The organism is Rhizobium sp. K102 (genome assembly GCF_022385315.1).
GTDB lineage: Bacteria > Pseudomonadota > Alphaproteobacteria > Rhizobiales > Rhizobiaceae > Rhizobium > Rhizobium croatiense.
The window spans coordinates 82,437-98,008 of record NZ_CP092435.1; the positions used below are offsets into that span (position 1 = coordinate 82,437).

Below are 15,572 nucleotides of genomic sequence, written 5' to 3' on the forward strand. Positions count from 1 at the left end.
TATTGGTGCATTTCTGCATCAACGTGCAAGTGTCAGCCAATCGCCGATCGTTGTCCCAAAATGTCGCATGGAACGTGTTGCGGGAATGGCCGGGCGCTCAGTGGCGATGGTCTTTCGGACTTCACGCGGGCTGAGCCCGAATTCGTGGCTGAAGGCGCGCGTGAAATTGGCTGCAACGTCGAAGCCGGCGGCCTCGGCAATCTCCGAGATCGGCCTGTTGTCGGTCGGGTTGGTGAGATCTGCATAGGCCTGCAGCAATCGACGTTTGCGAATGTAATTGAAGACGCCCCCGCTCGTTTCGAACAATTGGTAGAGCCGCGTCCGCGAGATGCCCAGCGCGCGGCACATGACCTCCGGCGTCAAGCTATCGGAATGAAGATTGAGGTGAATATAGCGATGCGCCCGCTCCATCAGCCCCATATTGGCCTGTTCCTGAGCGCGATCCAAACTTGTGGACGATGCAGCGCATGCAACGACCATATCGCCGATCGTCCGTATGATCCGCGGCACCTCCTCCACCGTCAAATTGCTGAGGTTCGCTTCCAGGCCGTTGATATAGCTGACGAGCAATTCAGCCAGGCTACCGGAGAGGACGGTGTTGTTGGCGTTCTGCAGAAGACTCGCATCATGGGTCAGCAGTTCATAGCGCAGGAAGACGAGCACGGCGACTGAATCGGTCATCCGCCCGCGGTAGGGATAACCAAGCGACCTGAAAAATATCTCACCCGGGCCGGTCTCCGTTACATGGCGATTGGCCTCGGTCCAGGCCCGGCCGCTGCGCAGTACGCCGACATTCCAGTGATCGATTGGGCTCGATCGCAGCATGGCCTGATCGCGAATATAGCTGCATGCCTGCGCGCGCTGCTGGACGATGAGGATATCGCCGAGATGCCAGCCGGTCTGTTCCGCAAGAAAACCGTCGTCCTCTGATTTTCCGTCCGGCAGATGAACATCCACAAGCGGCGCCATGTGGGATCGCCAGGACTGGAACTGTTCTTTCGGCGGCAGGTCTTGCGTCGAAAATCGCAACGGCACCAGTGCCGGCGGAACGTCCGCCCGATGTTCTTTCTGCGGGGACGGTTCGCGCGGCCAGCGCCGCCGCTCCAAATGGGCCGGCCACTCCCGTCCACCAGCGGGGTCATCTCCAGAACTCCGTAACCATCCAATTCCTCCAGCGCATAGCCGATCCGGGCTGTTGAAACTGAAGCAAGCAATCGTTTTCGCGGCTGAAACCTCCGCGCAACCCATTCGATGGAACCGAATCGACTGAAGCTCTACGTGCATAAGTTACTTATCATATTCCTATGCGAGCAGAAATGGACGCACCGATAATTTTCAGGATGCGGCGATAACGACAATCGCGTCCTGTTCCTGTATCTAATTAAGCAATGGTTAATTCCGAAAACGTTCGGAAATTCCAAAAAGCTCACTTGCCGGTGCAATGCAGTTTCAAAGCACCCTCAACGTGAAACGACACTTATTCAAAACAAAAAATGCGAGAACAGGAGGATAGGTCGTGAACTATCTGGGCAATATTCGTGCGCGCTTTGCGCGAGCGTCGGCTTACGACAGCAGTTCTTCTCCGCACAACCATCAGGCGCCAGGAAAAATTCCTATCGCCAATCGTGCGGGTTTTCCCTGCTCACATTCATGCGAGACGCTCCTGAGGCCGGACATCGGCAACTGATGGCGCGCGAAGGGTTGCGCGCAGCCGAGGCCGTCTGTGTCGATGCGTAATGAGCCCGAGGCTTGCACGCAACCCTTACATATCCACCCATTGGCGAATTTTTGCGACGCTGCCCATGTGGCAGAATGGAGGCTAAGATGACTACCGCATGTGATGAGGAACATATCGAATTGAAGCCGCTTTCGAGCTGCAGACGAGAGGTCGAAGTCGCAATGGTTGAGATGCTCGTCAGTTTGCAGAAACATGGATGGTCGGCTGCGGAATTGGCATTGGCGCTCGCAGATGCCTCCGAGGATCTCGTCATGCTGATCGCGACCAAAAAGCTTCGACCGAATTAATGCGTGCCGCCCGGAAATGTGCGGCGGTTCCGGGATAACGACATGCATCAAAACAAGAGCTGAAGCGCGTCGCATGAATCAAATTTGACGCGACGCGCTTTAGAAAAATGATCGCTTCTGTCTCAATGAGACGGCAGCACTGTCAGGCGCCGCAGTGGTTTCCATCACATCAATCGCCGCGCCGGAGATGGGCATTCCGTTGGTCGGCTCGTACACGAGCGGGATTGATCGTCCGCGTAAGATGAGCGAGGAAGCCGGCGCCGCGATCCTAAGATACCACCACCCGATCTCGTCGATTTGTTCTCGACTTACTGGCCGGTTCGTTCGTCGAGGATGGAGAGTGCGTCCTGCAGTCTGAGTGCGGCCAGCGCTTCCGTTGCCTCATCAGGAGACCATCCTGCTTCCAGCGCTGCGGAGAGAACGAGCGATTCCGTTTGAAGCTCGAGCTTTTCATAAAGCGGCTCGATGGCTTCGCGGGCGGTGACAACGTGCTGGTCGGGCGGAGTAATGGGTGTCGCAGCAACCGTCGGCATAATGCTCCTCCTTTTGAACGCTAAGGTTCGAAACCCAATTGCAGGCATGCTTGTTCCGTTCACAATCGCATTTTCAGCCTTATCTCGGCTGACGAAAACTGTTCCGAACTCTGGACGGTCGCAACTCGCCCGTCCTCGGCGTCTCTTGGGTCGCAGCGAAACCTTCGCGCGATGAACGAACGCACAGGCTACCGCACAATTGCCGAAAGCGGAAGCGACTTGCGGTAATCATCGATCAAAGGGCGCCGCTATGAAGCGCGCCGCAACAGCTGGCGAAATTTCCGCCATTTCAGAAAGGCGCGAATGATGATGGCCGGCGGGATCCTCCTGTGGTCGCCGACCGTTCCCTGCCTGGCGAACGGCGCGTTCGGGTCGAGGAGAAAGGCGACCAGGAGGCTTGAGCTCTTCGCCTCTGTTTCGAGCCTGGCATCGGACAGATGCAGCCCCTGCTCGCCTTCGCCAAAGGTCTGGCCGCCGGCGAGGGCGGCGCCGCTGAAGACGTAGAAATAGAGATCCCTGCCTTGCTTGCGCGGGAATTCCGCCCGCGCGCCCGCATCCAGCCGGATATCGAAGATGTCGACGGCGCTGCGGACATAAAACGGCGCGCCCTCCCCTTCCGGGCCGACCAGATGCCGCCAGACATTCGCCGCGGCCGCGGGGATCGGACCGTATTGAATTTTCGGATCGAGACCGGCCGCGGACGGACGGATGAGGATCTGCAGCATGCGCAGCGGCGGATCGGAGGCCAGCGTCTCCTCGGAATGCCAGAAGCCTGTTCCGGCATTCATCACCATCAGATGGTCGCGGTCGACCACCAGCCGGCCGGTGGCCTTGTCGTCGTGGCGCATCACGCCGTCCGGCACCCAGGAGACGATCTCGTCGTCCCGGTGCTCATGCATCGCGATCAGGCGGCCGGGGTCCAGGAGGGATTCGACGATCATGGCGAGAGGGCCGTGGCCGTGGTCACGCGGTTTCGGCTTCAGCCATCCCGGCATGTTGACGTGCGCGACGAAGCCTCCTGCATCCCGCACCACGAATGTTCGTTCGCCCTTGAGCAGCATCGTGTCCTCCATGCCTGCCAGGCTGAACTCTGCCGCTATCAATCGATCACGAAGCGCTGCGGGGCTCGAACACCGCCAACAGGCAGGTGGTGGTAATCATCTTGCTGACGATGCCGATGAATGGCCTTAGTGGCAATCTGAAAACATCCGCCGCAACCGATTCGCTGACGGGATCTCCAATGACCATCGACGCCGCACGAAATCCGCATCCGATCTATTTTGCCGGCGCTTTTGCCACGGGCGGCCTCCTGACTTTCATGGTGCACCTGAACGGCGAGCTGGCACGCTACGGGAATCCGCTGTTTTCGTCCTGGACCGCGCACGGCACCGGCATGGTCGCAGCCATCATTCTTCTGCTGCTGGTCCACCGGCGGCGGCCAAAGCCGGAACAAACCCTGCGCGCGCCTCTATGGGCCTATCTCGGCGGGCTCTCGGGGGCGGCAACGGTGATGCTGACCTCGACCACGGTCAACTCCCCGCTCGGGCTCTCCGGCACCTTGGCCTTGGGGCTGGCAGGCCAGGTCGTCTTCAGCCTCGCGGCCGATAGCTGGGGGCTGTTCGGCATGCAAAAGCGGCATCCCGATAGACGTGACATCGTTGCGCTCGGCCTGGTTGTTGCCGGGGCGGTGCTGATCATCTTGTTCGGGCGAGGTGCGGCGTGACGCTCTTCGTTCTCCTCGCTTGCCTGGGCGGCGTGCTCGTCGGCCTCAGCCGTCAGCTCAATGGGCGGTTGAGCATCTCGACGACGCCGCTGATCGCATCCTTCTGGAATCACGCGATAGGTTTTGCCGCCCTCACCTGCCTCGGCCTCTTCGTCGGAGGCCTGCTTCCTGCGGGCGCCGCCGAGGCGCCCTGGTATGCCTATCTCGGCGGTCCGCTCGGCGTTGTCTTCGTGGCCGCCGGCAGCTGGGCGATTGCGCGGATCGGCGCGGTCAATTCGGCTCTGCTGATCATCGGCGGGCAGATGGTCACGGGGGTGGCGTTTGATTATATCAATGCGGTGCCGGCGTCCTTCTGGGCGAACGCCGGCGGAATTCTCCTCATCATCGGTGGAATGATGGTCAGCCGGGGACGGCGCAAGGTCGACGGTGAGCGATAATCAAGCCCCGCGCAGGTCGAAGAGCAAGGCAATCCTGAGGTGCGCGGGAATGCAAGCCTGTAGCAAGGCTGCTCCGAATGGCGGACGCCGCCTACCCGCAGATCATTCGGGCAACGGCCTCCTCAAGCGAGGTATTTCGTAAACCAGTCGGCCATCCGTTGCTTGCTCTTTCACTCAGCTCTTAGTCGCCGGGCCACATTCATCAGCATACTGTCGGCGCTCCGTGCGCCGAGCAAGGAAAGCGAAACGTTTCCAGCGCCCCTGCCGATTGGAAAAGCCAGTTGCGGGCAGCCGCCAAGACCTGAGAGACACAGAAGCTTGATGCAGGCGGAACGAAATGCGGCGAAACTTTCCGGCCCTGCATCGCGTGTGGGCGGGCTAACTGCCAATGTCGGAAGAGCAACAACCACACTTTCGCAAAGCAATCGGTCAATCTCCCCGGAAAAGAGCTTGCGGATCCTGCATGCCTCGCGCACGTCCTTTTCGTCCAGGCGCGAACCTGATCGAAGACGCGCGGCGATATCGGGAGAAATGGCTTCAGGACTCTGCTCAAAGAGCGCTTTGTTGCTTGCCCAGGCTTCTTTTTGCAGGATGGCGATGAACGCCACAGCAAGATCCGCCAGGCTGGCTGAGGATATAGAATCGATCTTACGGATAGGCATGGCCGCCGATCGAAGGCTGGCGATGATCTCATCGGCGGTCGCGTCGTCGATGGTTTCGAAGATATCTTCGGGAATGAGAATGGATATTGGTCGGTCATTTGCCGCGGGCATGCCGACGGCGCTCATCGCCGCGGCCATTGGTTCAAGGCTTGTCGTCATGAAACCCGGCACATCGAAGCTTGGCGCCAGCGGACGCACTGCCCTGTTGTCGAGGCTTCCATGTGTCGGTCGCCAGCCGATGAGGCCGTTGATGGCGGCGGGCAGCCGGATGGAGCCGGAAGTGTCGGTTCCAAGGCCGAGATCAGCAAGACCAGCGGCAACCGCGACGGCTGAACCGGACGACGATCCACCGGGAATAAGGTTAGGATCTCGCGGGTTTCTCGGCATGCCGAAATGGATGTTGCCGCCAATAAGGGAATAGGCGAGCTCGTCCGTATTGGTCTTGCCGACGAAACAGGCCCCGGCATCCAAGAGCGTCTGAACCAAAGGCGCCGTCGCCGTCTTGATGCCGGAGGCAGCGAGCACCGCGGCATTGCCGGCCGCGGTTGGATAGCCGGCCACGTCGAAAAGGTCCTTTACTGCGAGGCGAAGGCCAGAAAGCAAGCCGATGGCCGCGTGGCCGATATCCGCGTCCGGATAGGGCATGAATGCATTCCACCGGTCCTGCACTTAACCGCTCCCTAGATCTTCAGATGCTGCAGGACACGGTTGCGGCTGTCCGGGCCATTGGGGCTTTCGTCTTCGATCGCTCCAAGTTTGAGAATGGCCCAGCGGTCCGCCACCGAAAGGGCGAAATCCAGGTTCTGTTCGACCAGCAGGATAGTCGTGCCGCGTTGCTCACGGTCATCCCTCAACGCCTTGGCGATGTTCTGGACGACAGAGGGCTGCAGGCCTTCGGAGATTTCATCGATGAGCAGCAGCTTTGGCCGCAGCATCAGCGCCCGCGCCAGGATCAGCATCTTCTGCTCACCGCCCGAAAGCGTGCCGGCCTTCTGCGCCAGCCGGTCCTTCAGGAACGGGAAATAGCTGTAGACCCGCTCCAGGGCGGACGCCAGATCCCGATCGCCTTTGAGCGCCAAGCGCAGATTGTCGCGGATGGAAAGATCCTGAAACAGCGGCAATTCCTGAGGGGCATAGCCGATGCCGGAAGCGATGAGCTCGGTGGGCTTCCTGTCGGTGATATTAGCACCATCGACCTCGATCTTGCCTTTGCCGACACGCAGGAAGCCGAGGATCGTCTTCAGCAGTGTCGTTTTGCCCATGCCGTTTTTGCCCATGAGGGTGAAGATTTCGCCGGGCCGGATGGCGAGCGACACGCCGTTGACGACATTCACCGCGCCATATCCGCTCGATACGCCGCTGAGCTTGAGTTTGAACGGGTCAGCCATGAGCGCCTCCTGCATAGATGGTGCGAACCGTCTCCGAATTGACCACGTCGTTCACCGTGCCGTCGAGAACGAGCTTGCCCTGGTGGAGAACCACGATGCGGCTCGATATCTCGCGCACGAAATCCAGATCGTGTTCGACCAGGATGGCGGCGAAACCCATCTGGTCCGTCAGTTTCTTGAGGATAATGCCGATGGTCATGCGCTCGGTCTTGGTGAGACCCGCGGTCGGCTCGTCGAGAAGAATGACGCGTGGTTCCAGAGTGACGACCATTGCCAGTTCGAGAGCCTGCCTTTGACCGTGCGACAGCAGCGAGACCGGTTTGTCCAGCATATCAGCCATACCGGTGAGCGTCAGGATTTCGGCCGCTGCTGCCGGCAGCATGATCTCGGCGGCCGATCGCATCGGGTTGGGTCTCTCGCGGCTGAGACGCGCCATCTTCAGGCATTCGCCAACGGTCATGCTGTCGAAGATGCTGGCGACCTGGAATTTGCGGCCGACGCCGAGCGCGACGATCCGTTCGGGTGCACGACCGGCGATATTCGTGCCGAAGATATCCACTTGACCTTCGATCTGCTGGGTGCCGTCGGACAGACAACGCATCAGCGTGGTCTTGCCGGCGCCGTTCGGGCCGACCAGGCTGACGAGTTCTCCGGCGCCGATCTCGAGTTCGATGCCCTTGAGGACGGAGAGGCTGCCATAGGACTTGCCGAGACCGCGGATCGACAGGAGGCTTTCGCTTGCCAGTGCACCCTCCTTGGCGACGATGCGCGTCGGCAGGGACTTCAGAGTGCTGTTGGAGTTTGCGGCCTTAAGGAAGCGCGTTACCAGCGAGGCGAGGCCGCCCGGTAAAAGGATGATCATGACGACGAAGAGCGCCCCGACGATCAGTTGCCACAGGAAGGGCAGATCGCCCGAAAGACTGGCGCTCAGATAATCGATGCCGATAGCACCGAACAAGGGCCCGATGATCGTTCCCCGGCCACCGAGCGCCGTCCAGACGACGAGTTCAGTGCCGAATACGAAGCCGGTGTTTTCAGGTGCGACGACGCCGGACGCATTGGCATAGAGGAAGCCCGCCAGGCCGCATACGCCGGCGAGAGCGCCCGTCAAAACGATTTTCAACCGGGCTGGGTTCATGCCCAGATAGGCGACGCGGGCTTCATTGTCGCGGATTGCCACAAGCAGACGGCCGGCGTCCGACCGGACAAAGACGATCGCAACAATGGCCAATGCCAGCAGGCAGGCGCCCGACAGGCGGAAATAGCCGGGAAGCCCGAGCGGCAGAGTGTCGTAACCGACAAGGCCGCTCGAGGAACCGGTCCAGGTGCCGCCCGAAAAGACGAGTTGTGTGACGACGATCGGCACAACGAGCGAGATCACGGTGGCATAGAGCGGTGTCGATCCGTGATAGAACGACAGCCAGCCGACGGCGAGGCCAAGCACGAGCGGAACGAGCACGGCGGCGACAAGGGCGACGACGAAAAGCCCCGGGCTTGCGCCGACATGGGTGAGAACCATGGCGGTGGAATAGGCGCCGACGCCAAAGAATGCCGCCTGCCCGAAGGTGAGAACGCCCGTATATCCCCAGAGCAGGTCGACGGTGATCGCCAGCATGGCGTAGATCATCGAACGTGTCAGGACGTTGAGGCTGAAGCGGCCGAGAAACATCGGTCCGAAGACGATCAGCAGGAGGGCTGCAAGCGCCAGCGCCAGAAGAAGGACAAGCCGGAGTTTTTGTCTGTCACGCACGGGCAAATCCTTTCGGACGTATGCGCAGTGTGATTGCGCAGAGGACGGCCACGGTGATGCCGCCGAGGATTGGGCTGAAATAGGTGCTGACCAGCACCTGAGCGGCACCGAAGATGAGGCAGGCGGCGGCAAGCGCGGCGAAGGAAGAGCCCGCGACCATCACGAGCATGAAGGCGCCTGTTAGCCAGGCGACGCCCATATTGGGATCGACGCTGGTTAGCGGCGCGAGCAGCACACCTGCGAGGGCGGCAAGGCCGGTGCCGATCATGAAGGTTGCGAGCCGCACCTTTTCGGTATCGATACCGAGCCCGCGCGCCAGTGTTTCATTCATGATGACTGCCCGGGCGGAAAGACCAAGCCTTGTCCCATCAAGCAGCAAGGTGAAGCCGAGACCCAGACCGATAGCCGCAGCAATGGCGAAAAGGCGGTAGGCCGAGTAGCCGGTGCCAAAGAGATCGAAGGTGCCGGGCAACAGGGCCGGCGTGAACTGCACGTCGCGGCCGAACCAGAGCGTGATCAGTTGGCCGATGACGATGCCAAGGCCCCAGGTTGCGAGAATGGCGTCGAGCGGCCGGCGATAGAGAGGCCGCACGATGAACCGTTCGGCGATACCGCCGAGGATCGCTCCGACCAGGAAGGCGAAGGGAATGGCGAGCCATGGATTGAGGCCGAACCCGCTGACGACGACAGCGCAGTAGGCCCCGATCGTCAGCCACGCGCCATGCGCGAAATTGATGATCTTCAGCACGCCGAAGATCGCGAGCAGCCCGGCGGCAACGATGAAGAGAATGGCCGCAGAGCTGACAATATCGAGAAAGAGCGTCATTTCTAGAACTCCGATGCTGGAGGCGGGGCGCCTGCCCCGCCACGCTGGTTTCAGAGATTCGGGCACTGATCGCCGGGATCGACGTCTTTGAAGCTATCGACGACCGCCACGCTGCCGTCGTCCTTCACCTGCCCAAGATACATCGTCAGTGGCGCATGGTGCTGCTTGTTCATCGAGATCTTGCCGCGCGGACCGGTGAAGGATACGTCGGGAAGGGCTTTGAGCACGTCCGCCGTATCGGTGCTGCCGGCCTTCTCGACGGCTGCCTTGTAAAGGTAGATCGCCTCATATTGCGGCACGGAAAGATCGTTCGGCGTGCGCAGTTCCTTGCCGAACTTCTTTTCCATGGCCGAAAGAAAGGCCTTGTTGTCTGGGCTGTCGATACCGGTGACGTAGGATGCGGAGAGAAAGATGTCCTTGGCATCCGCACCCATGCTCTTGGCGGTGCCTTCGTCGACCGCGAGATTGCCGTAAGGCAGAGTGACGCCAGACGAGCGCAGTTGCTTGGTCAAGGTCACGTTCGGTGCGCCGCCGGCCGTCGAGGTGATGATGGCATCAGCGCCGGAGGAACGGACCTTGGAGATGATGGCCGTCCAGTCGCTGCCGTCGATCGGCAGATATTCTTCGCCGACGACCGCTCCGCCGGCTTTTTCGATATAGGTCTTGGCGAAGGTCAGCATGCCGCGTCCGAAGGCATAATCCGATCCGATCAGGAAGAACTTCTTGGCGCCCTGTTTGCCGATGAAATTGTCAACGACAGGCGGCACCTGCTGTTCTGGAACCCAGGCATCGACGAAAAGATTGGCGTTGCAGGATTTGCCTTCGTAGAACGACGTGTAGATGTATGGCACGTCACCCTTGGAAACGATCGGCAGGCCGGCATTGCGCGCAGCGCTCGTCTCCATGGAGATGACGACGTTGACCTCCTTCTGGAAAACCAGGGAATCGAAGGCCTTTTGCGCGCCGGCAGCACCTGACGCGTCGTCGGCGATCTCGAGTTCCAACGGCCGCCCGAGAACGCCGCCTTTGGCGTTGATTTCTTCGACGGCGAGTTCCGCAGCTTGGACGACGGACGGCGCAACCACGCTGTTTGCGCCAGACAGCCCGACCGGCACGCCGATCTTGATCGGGTCCTCGGCGAAAGCTGCGGTGGCGAATGCCGCAGATGCCAGTGTCAGGATGATGGTTTTCATTTGCATTTTGTTCCCCTTTCTTGAGTGGGTCGATGTTACCCGTAGACATCGGCTCGGCGGTCGCCGAGCAGATGATTGAAGCTGTTGAGCGTGCGGGTTTCCGTCACGCTCGACAGATCGATTTGCGCCAGGAGGATTTCCTCGCGATCGGCACTGGCCGGACCGGATATTGGCCAGCCTTGCGGGCCGACGATAAGGCTGCGACCGATGAAGGACTGGCCGCGCTCGATGCCGATCCGGTCGGCGCAGGCGATGTAAAGACCATTGGTATGGGCGGCCGCCTTGTGCAGGATATTCGCCATCGGTTCGGCCGCACTTTCCGCACCCACCATCGGTACCCAGTTGGTGGGCACGCAGACCAGTTCCGCGCCGGCCAGCGCCAACTCGCGAAATGTTTCCGGAAACCAGCCGTCGTAGCAGATGGCGATGCCGATGCGGCCGAAGGGCAGGTCGAATACCGGCAGCCCGAGATCACCTTTTTTGAAAAGACGGTTTTCGTTGTTCCACAGATGGAGCTTGCGGTACTTGCCGATATATCCCTCGGGACCACAGAGAAGTGCGCTGTTGTAAAACCGGTCGCCATCCCGCTCGGCAACGCCGCTGACGATGTGAAGGCCAAGCTCCCCGGCAAGGCGGCGGAACGCCTCGGCACTCGGGCCGCCGGGTACCGGGCCGGCCAATGCGGCAACCTCCTCGCCGTCACGGAAGCTATAGCCGCTATCGGCGAGTTCCGGCAGAACGACGATCTCCGCGCCCTTGGCCTTGGCCGCCCTCGCCAGCCGCTCTATGGCCGCGAGGTTATGGGCGCGATCACCGACGATCGGTTCGAACTGGACGGTTGCGACTGTTGCCGTCCGCGCTGTTGAGGTCTTGACACTCAATCTCGTCTCCAAACGCAAAAAACCTCTGGCACGGAATTCAATCCGTGAACCAGAGGCTACATAGCCATGATGTGAATGCGGCAGCCCTGCCGCTGAGCAAACCTGCTCGTTATCTTTAGGCTGGCACGAAAGAATGTGACCGTCAAGCCGCCTTAGCAGGCATTTTCGAAGCCGGCAGTTCGAGCGACTTAAGGTTGATTTTTTCCGCCGATGGAAAGCCCGAGGCTTTTCATGGTGTCTTGCGCGGCGATGATGGATTCGGCGATCGTCGCCATCGGAACGCGCTTGGACGTCGCCTGATCGCGCAGGAGCTTGTAGGCCGCCTCCTCGTCCAGACCGTTCATGGCCCGCAGCGCTGAAACCGCTTTTTCCACAAGCCGGCGACTCTTCAAGGTTTCCTCGAGTTTCTGCACCTTGCCGGCGAGCCGTTTTTCGTAGCTCTGCCGATAGCGTGCAAGCACAAATTGCGTCAGGATGCCGAGCGGGCGCAACGGTTTGCTGATCACGCCGTGGGCGTTGAGATCGATGATGGCCTGGAGGGCGGTCGGGCTCTCATATGTTACGATGGCGATGATCGCCGTCTGCTGGAGGTCGATGATCTCAAGCGCGTGCTCGACATGCACATCCTCGATATGCAGGAAAACGGTGTCTATGTCGGGAGGCAAGGATGGCGGAAGCGGCCAGGTCGCCCGGACCTCGCAGCCAAGGCGCTTGAGGTGAGCGATCAGCACGTTGCCGTCCTCGTCGCGCGGATGGACGACAAGAACGCGTGCGCGCCGCAGATCCTGAACGATCCTGCTGGGTCCCGCCATCTCAGGCCTCCAACCAAACGTCTTCGAACCGCGACGCCGTCAGGTACGGGTCCGGCCGGACCGGGCCGGGCGCTTGCCAGGCAATGTCGAAAAGCCCGTCGGCCCGCGCCACGCCGATGCGGGGATGCAGCCAGAGATGACGGGTATCGGTGTCGAAGTTGATCCGGCCCTCTGGAGCAAGAAAGTCCTCCAGGAGAATTTCTTCGGAAATACGATGGGTATCGAGCGAGCCAGCCCGGGCAAGCGCACGGGCGAAGAGGTGAACCTGCGCATAGGCAGGCTGCGACCACACGCTCGTCGTGCAGTCCTGGCCAAAACGGGCCTTGAACGCACTTACGAAGCGCTCATTTGCCTCGTTCTCGACCGTCTGGAAATACGTCGCCGAAAGAATATGGCCGGTGCAAGCGTCGGCTCCGATCTCGCGGATCTCGCTCTCGGCCATGGTCAGGCTGGCGATCGGAACCTTCGTGCGATCGATTCCGGCCTCGGCATACATGCGGTAAAAGCGCTGCGCCGGCCGGCCGATGATCGTCGAGAAAATAGCATCGGGCTGAAGGCGGACGATATCGGAAATAACCGAACGCAAGGTTTGTTCGTCGGCATGAAGGGGAAGATATCGCTCGCTGACGACTTCGCCGCCCTTTGCTTCTACCACATCGCGCATCACCCGATTGGATTCGCGCGGATAGATATAATCCGCGCCGACGAAGAGGATGCGGCGTCCATGGTGGCGGAGAAGATATTCCGCGAGCGCGAAAGTATTCTGATTGAGGGTGGCGCCGGTATAGACGACGTTCTCCGAATATTCGAAACCTTCATACATCGACGGATAAAACAGCAGTCCATTGTGCCGCTCGACGATCGGCAGCACGGCCTTTCGGCTGGCCGACATCGAGCCACCGAAAATGATGTTGACGTCGTCGTCCGCCAGCAAGCGCCGCGCCAGATTGCGATAGGCGGTTTGGTCCCCGCCGGGATCATAGGCGATCGGGACAATGGGCTTGCCAAGCACGCCGCCCGCCGCATTGACTTCCTCGATCGCAAGTGCGGTGCCAAGAAAGTGCTCGGTTTCCGTAACTTCGCTAATTCCGCTTCTGGAAAACAGCACTCCCACCCGCCATTCGGAGCTTGTCATCTTTGCCTTTTCCGACGTGTTGGAGGATCGAAAGCGGTGAATGCCTCAGTTCCGCGCCTTCGACTTCCATACCCTTAGTGCTTTTTGATGGGATGCTGCAAGCGGGTACGATGCGGGGTCGCTGTCCCAGTGGACGAAGACGGGACGACATCGGCATCCGGCCCGGAAATCGCGGTACAAATTTTGCTGAGTGCAACCCAACGAATGTCGGGAACCGTCGATCCCTATCTGTGGCCGGTCCCCATTCTCATACATTTGCATCAAATCCGATATAGGCGAGCGGCGTTATGATGAAATAAGGCAAGCTGCTCGTCGCCGGTGTAGTTCGCTGTAATCACCTTGAAGGCGTCCATGATCTTGTCGTAGCTGCCGAACAGCTTGTCCACCGGGAAGTTCGATGCGAACATGCACCTCTCGACGCCGAACGCTGCAATCGCCTCCTCGGTATAGGGCCTGATGCTTTCGACCGTCCAGGTCCAGTCGCCCATGCCGAGGCCTGAGATTTTGCAGGCGACATTGGGCGCCTGCGCAAGCATGCGCATCCCCCTTCGCCACCCCTCGAAATGGCTCGGGCCATCGACCTGCATGCCCGTGTGGTTCAGAATGATTTGCACATCGGGAAAGTCGCGGGCAAGGTCGAGAAATTCTTCCATCTGCCAATAGTAGAGCTGGAGGTCGAAACTGAGATCCCGTCGGGCAAGTTCCTTGAAACCCCTGCGCCAGTCCGGCGTGCGGCTAACGCCAGGTTCGGTCAGGTAGGTCTTGGCAGGATCCTGGTGATAGTTCATTGACTGCCGAATGCCGCGGAAGTTCGCGAAAGTCATGTGCTCGTCAAGGAGGTCGCCGACGTCGGGTCTGCGGAAATCGGCATATCCGACGATGCCGTGAGGAAAACCGTGCTTGTCAGCCACGCCCTGCAGCCACCGCGTCTCGCCGGCCGGATCATTCGGATCGTATCCGACGTCGAGGTGGACTGCCTTCACCAGGTTCTGATTCCTGGCGTCCGCCAGAAAGTCGGCGATGAGGTAAGTCTTGTTGATGGCGGTGTAGTCGCCGAAGGCAGACGGTTTCACGCCGTCCGACAGCCACGGATAGTAGTTGTTGTCGAGATCCCAGAGATGAAAATGCGGATCGATGATCGGGAGGTCTTTCATGCCTGCGAACCTTCAAGAGATTGCCGAAAAGGACGCCGGCCAGAACAGCCGGCGTCCGCATCACCTTAGTTGGCGGGCGGGAACACCCGTGCGATGACGGCCTTCGCTTCCGGCGAGTCGACCTTATCGGCCGTCACCAGTGGCATGATCAGAGCAAGGTCCTTCTTGACAGGGGCGCCGGAGAGCGCATTGAAGACCTGCTGCGTCCCGTCGATCCCCTGTCCAACCGCTTCCTGGAAGAAGATGCCCTGGATCGCGTTCGACTTCAGCAGCGAGATCGTGGTCGGGCTGCCGTCTGCAACCGCGATGCCGACCTTGCCCGTAAGCCCGCGGGTCTGAAGCACTTTTGCGGCGCCCGTCCCGGCCTCATCATACATGCCGTAAATGGCCTTGATGTCAGGATGAGCGGTGAGCATGTCATTGGCCTGCGTGACCGCTTCATTGACCGTGAGCCCCCTGGTCTCCAGCATCTGCACCAGGTCGCACCCGCTCGCCTTGAACGCCTCTTCAGCACCCTTCAGATATTTCTGGGCATTCTCGCGGTCCTGCGGCAATGAGAGCATGCCGACCTGGTTACCGCCGCGGTCCTTGGCAAGCTTGCAGACAAATTCGCCCTGCGCCTTGCCGGTCTCGTAATTGTTTGCCGTAACCGACGACGTGTAGTCGGTTTGGCCGGGCTGCGGGCCGATGCCGGCGAAAGCGATCGGGATGTTCTGCGATTTCAAGTAGGCGAGAAGCGGCGGTGTGCTCGTCGAGCTGACAGGGCCGATCACGATCGCGTCGACACCCTTGGTCACGGCAGTGCGGGCATTGTCCATCTGCTTGGCCGGCGAATTTTCCGAAGTGTACTCGACATAGTCCATGCCGAGTTCCTTGGCCTTTTGCTTCACGCCGTAGCCGACCCACTGCCAGTAGGATATGTCGAGCGACGGCGCGATATATGCCACCGTCTTCTTCTCCTCGGCCTGCGCGGCGGCCGCAAGTGAAAGGACCGCCAGTGCGACGCCGGCAACAAACCCAACTGCGCGTTTCGTTTTTGTCATTTCCATTCCT

17 protein-coding genes are annotated in these 15,572 nt (G+C 60.2%); 4 read left to right on the plus strand and 13 right to left on the minus strand.

Features of this window, described 5'->3' with window-relative positions; translation table 11 throughout:
- Positions 1 to 18: 18 nt before the first annotated feature.
- Positions 19 to 1,284: an AraC family transcriptional regulator gene (locus MHI61_RS04345; protein WP_239789671.1), complete on the minus strand. Its 1,266-nt coding sequence runs from the start codon at positions 1,282 to 1,284 to the stop codon at positions 19 to 21.
- A 232-nt stretch (positions 1,285 to 1,516) separates the two neighbouring features.
- On the opposite strand from MHI61_RS04345, the gene MHI61_RS04350 reads away from it, so the two are divergent.
- Both MHI61_RS04350 and MHI61_RS04355 read left to right on the plus strand, forming a co-directional pair.
- Positions 1,517 to 1,687, plus strand: a complete 171-nt coding sequence (locus tag MHI61_RS04350) for a hypothetical protein (protein ID WP_239789672.1) — start codon at positions 1,517 to 1,519, stop codon at positions 1,685 to 1,687.
- A 137-nt stretch (positions 1,688 to 1,824) separates the two neighbouring features.
- A complete protein-coding gene (locus MHI61_RS04355) occupies positions 1,825 to 2,025 on the plus strand; it encodes a hypothetical protein (protein WP_097582271.1) in 201 nt (66 codons plus the stop codon).
- A 308-nt stretch (positions 2,026 to 2,333) separates the two neighbouring features.
- Here the strand turns inward: MHI61_RS04355 and MHI61_RS04360 are convergent, their stop codons facing one another.
- Together MHI61_RS04360 and MHI61_RS04365 are read right to left on the minus strand one after the other, a co-directional pair.
- Complete coding sequence (locus MHI61_RS04360) at positions 2,334 to 2,558, minus strand: hypothetical protein (RefSeq protein ID WP_064684578.1); 225 nt, start codon at positions 2,556 to 2,558, stop codon at positions 2,334 to 2,336.
- A 248-nt stretch (positions 2,559 to 2,806) separates the two neighbouring features.
- Complete coding sequence (locus MHI61_RS04365; protein WP_239789673.1) at positions 2,807 to 3,619, minus strand: pirin family protein; 813 nt, start codon at positions 3,617 to 3,619, stop codon at positions 2,807 to 2,809.
- 179 nt (positions 3,620 to 3,798) lie between these two features.
- Between MHI61_RS04365 and MHI61_RS04370 the strand changes: the two genes are divergently transcribed.
- Both MHI61_RS04370 and MHI61_RS04375 read left to right on the plus strand, forming a co-directional pair.
- Positions 3,799 to 4,281 (plus strand): DMT family transporter, encoded by a 483-nt coding sequence (locus MHI61_RS04370; protein ID WP_097608696.1) that lies wholly within the window; start codon positions 3,799 to 3,801, stop codon positions 4,279 to 4,281.
- Positions 4,278 to 4,718: a DMT family transporter gene (locus MHI61_RS04375; RefSeq protein ID WP_010027914.1), complete on the plus strand. Its 441-nt coding sequence runs from the start codon at positions 4,278 to 4,280 to the stop codon at positions 4,716 to 4,718. Before MHI61_RS04370 ends, MHI61_RS04375 begins: the two co-directional genes overlap by 4 nt.
- A 170-nt stretch (positions 4,719 to 4,888) precedes the next feature.
- On the opposite strand, the gene MHI61_RS04380 is transcribed toward MHI61_RS04375, so the two are convergent.
- The 10 genes from MHI61_RS04380 to MHI61_RS04425 form a co-directional block, all read right to left on the minus strand.
- A complete protein-coding gene (locus tag MHI61_RS04380) occupies positions 4,889 to 6,049 on the minus strand; it encodes an amidase family protein (RefSeq protein WP_239789674.1) in 1,161 nt (386 codons plus the stop codon).
- A gap of 11 nt (positions 6,050 to 6,060) precedes the next feature.
- Entirely contained in the window at positions 6,061 to 6,768 is a 708-nt protein-coding gene (locus MHI61_RS04385; RefSeq protein ID WP_239789675.1) for an ABC transporter ATP-binding protein, read from the minus strand.
- Entirely contained in the window at positions 6,761 to 8,518 is a 1,758-nt protein-coding gene (locus MHI61_RS04390; RefSeq protein WP_239789676.1) for an ATP-binding cassette domain-containing protein, read from the minus strand. Before MHI61_RS04390 ends, MHI61_RS04385 begins: the two co-directional genes overlap by 8 nt.
- Positions 8,511 to 9,344: a branched-chain amino acid ABC transporter permease gene (locus MHI61_RS04395; protein ID WP_097608670.1), complete on the minus strand. Its 834-nt coding sequence runs from the start codon at positions 9,342 to 9,344 to the stop codon at positions 8,511 to 8,513. The genes MHI61_RS04390 and MHI61_RS04395 overlap by 8 nt, the downstream gene beginning before the upstream one ends.
- A gap of 50 nt (positions 9,345 to 9,394) precedes the next feature.
- Positions 9,395 to 10,543 carry a substrate-binding protein gene (locus MHI61_RS04400; RefSeq protein WP_239789677.1) on the minus strand — a complete coding sequence of 383 codons (1,149 nt, stop codon included), beginning with the start codon at positions 10,541 to 10,543 and terminating at the stop codon, positions 9,395 to 9,397.
- A gap of 29 nt (positions 10,544 to 10,572) precedes the next feature.
- A complete protein-coding gene (locus MHI61_RS04405) occupies positions 10,573 to 11,418 on the minus strand; it encodes a nitrilase family protein (protein WP_239789678.1) in 846 nt (281 codons plus the stop codon).
- Between the two features lie 188 nt (positions 11,419 to 11,606).
- Positions 11,607 to 12,230 carry an ANTAR domain-containing protein gene (locus MHI61_RS04410; RefSeq protein ID WP_010030221.1) on the minus strand — a complete coding sequence of 208 codons (624 nt, stop codon included), beginning with the start codon at positions 12,228 to 12,230 and terminating at the stop codon, positions 11,607 to 11,609.
- 1 nt (position 12,231) lies between these two features.
- Complete coding sequence (locus MHI61_RS04415; RefSeq protein ID WP_239789679.1) at positions 12,232 to 13,365, minus strand: transporter substrate-binding domain-containing protein; 1,134 nt, start codon at positions 13,363 to 13,365, stop codon at positions 12,232 to 12,234.
- 260 nt (positions 13,366 to 13,625) lie between these two features.
- Entirely contained in the window at positions 13,626 to 14,519 is an 894-nt protein-coding gene (locus MHI61_RS04420) for an amidohydrolase (protein ID WP_239789680.1), read from the minus strand.
- Between the two features lie 65 nt (positions 14,520 to 14,584).
- The gene (locus MHI61_RS04425; RefSeq protein ID WP_239789681.1) at positions 14,585 to 15,562 is read right to left on the minus strand and encodes a substrate-binding domain-containing protein; all 978 of its coding nucleotides are present in this window, start codon (positions 15,560 to 15,562) and stop codon (positions 14,585 to 14,587) included.
- Positions 15,563 to 15,572 lie beyond the last annotated feature (10 nt).

What these genes read in the sequence shown, in the direction of transcription:
- MHI61_RS04415 (WP_239789679.1), bottom strand. Translation starts at nt 13,365, where the DNA reads ATGACAAGCTCCGAATGGCGGGTGGGAGTGCTGTTTTCCAGAAGCGGA.
- MHI61_RS04355 (WP_097582271.1), top strand. Translation starts at nt 1,825, where the DNA reads ATGACTACCGCATGTGATGAGGAACATATCGAATTGAAGCCGCTTTCG.
- MHI61_RS04400 (WP_239789677.1), bottom strand. Translation starts at nt 10,543, where the DNA reads ATGCAAATGAAAACCATCATCCTGACACTGGCATCTGCGGCATTCGCC.
- MHI61_RS04360 (WP_064684578.1), bottom strand. Translation starts at nt 2,558, where the DNA reads ATGCCGACGGTTGCTGCGACACCCATTACTCCGCCCGACCAGCACGTT.
- MHI61_RS04370 (WP_097608696.1), top strand. Translation starts at nt 3,799, where the DNA reads ATGACCATCGACGCCGCACGAAATCCGCATCCGATCTATTTTGCCGGC.
- MHI61_RS04420 (WP_239789680.1), bottom strand. Translation starts at nt 14,519, where the DNA reads ATGAAAGACCTCCCGATCATCGATCCGCATTTTCATCTCTGGGATCTC.
- MHI61_RS04365 (WP_239789673.1), bottom strand. Translation starts at nt 3,619, where the DNA reads ATGCTGCTCAAGGGCGAACGAACATTCGTGGTGCGGGATGCAGGAGGC.
- MHI61_RS04385 (WP_239789675.1), bottom strand. Translation starts at nt 6,768, where the DNA reads ATGGCTGACCCGTTCAAACTCAAGCTCAGCGGCGTATCGAGCGGATAT.
- MHI61_RS04410 (WP_010030221.1), bottom strand. Translation starts at nt 12,230, where the DNA reads ATGGCGGGACCCAGCAGGATCGTTCAGGATCTGCGGCGCGCACGCGTT.
- MHI61_RS04395 (WP_097608670.1), bottom strand. Translation starts at nt 9,344, where the DNA reads ATGACGCTCTTTCTCGATATTGTCAGCTCTGCGGCCATTCTCTTCATC.
- MHI61_RS04425 (WP_239789681.1), bottom strand. Translation starts at nt 15,562, where the DNA reads ATGACAAAAACGAAACGCGCAGTTGGGTTTGTTGCCGGCGTCGCACTG.
- MHI61_RS04345 (WP_239789671.1), bottom strand. Translation starts at nt 1,284, where the DNA reads ATGCACGTAGAGCTTCAGTCGATTCGGTTCCATCGAATGGGTTGCGCG.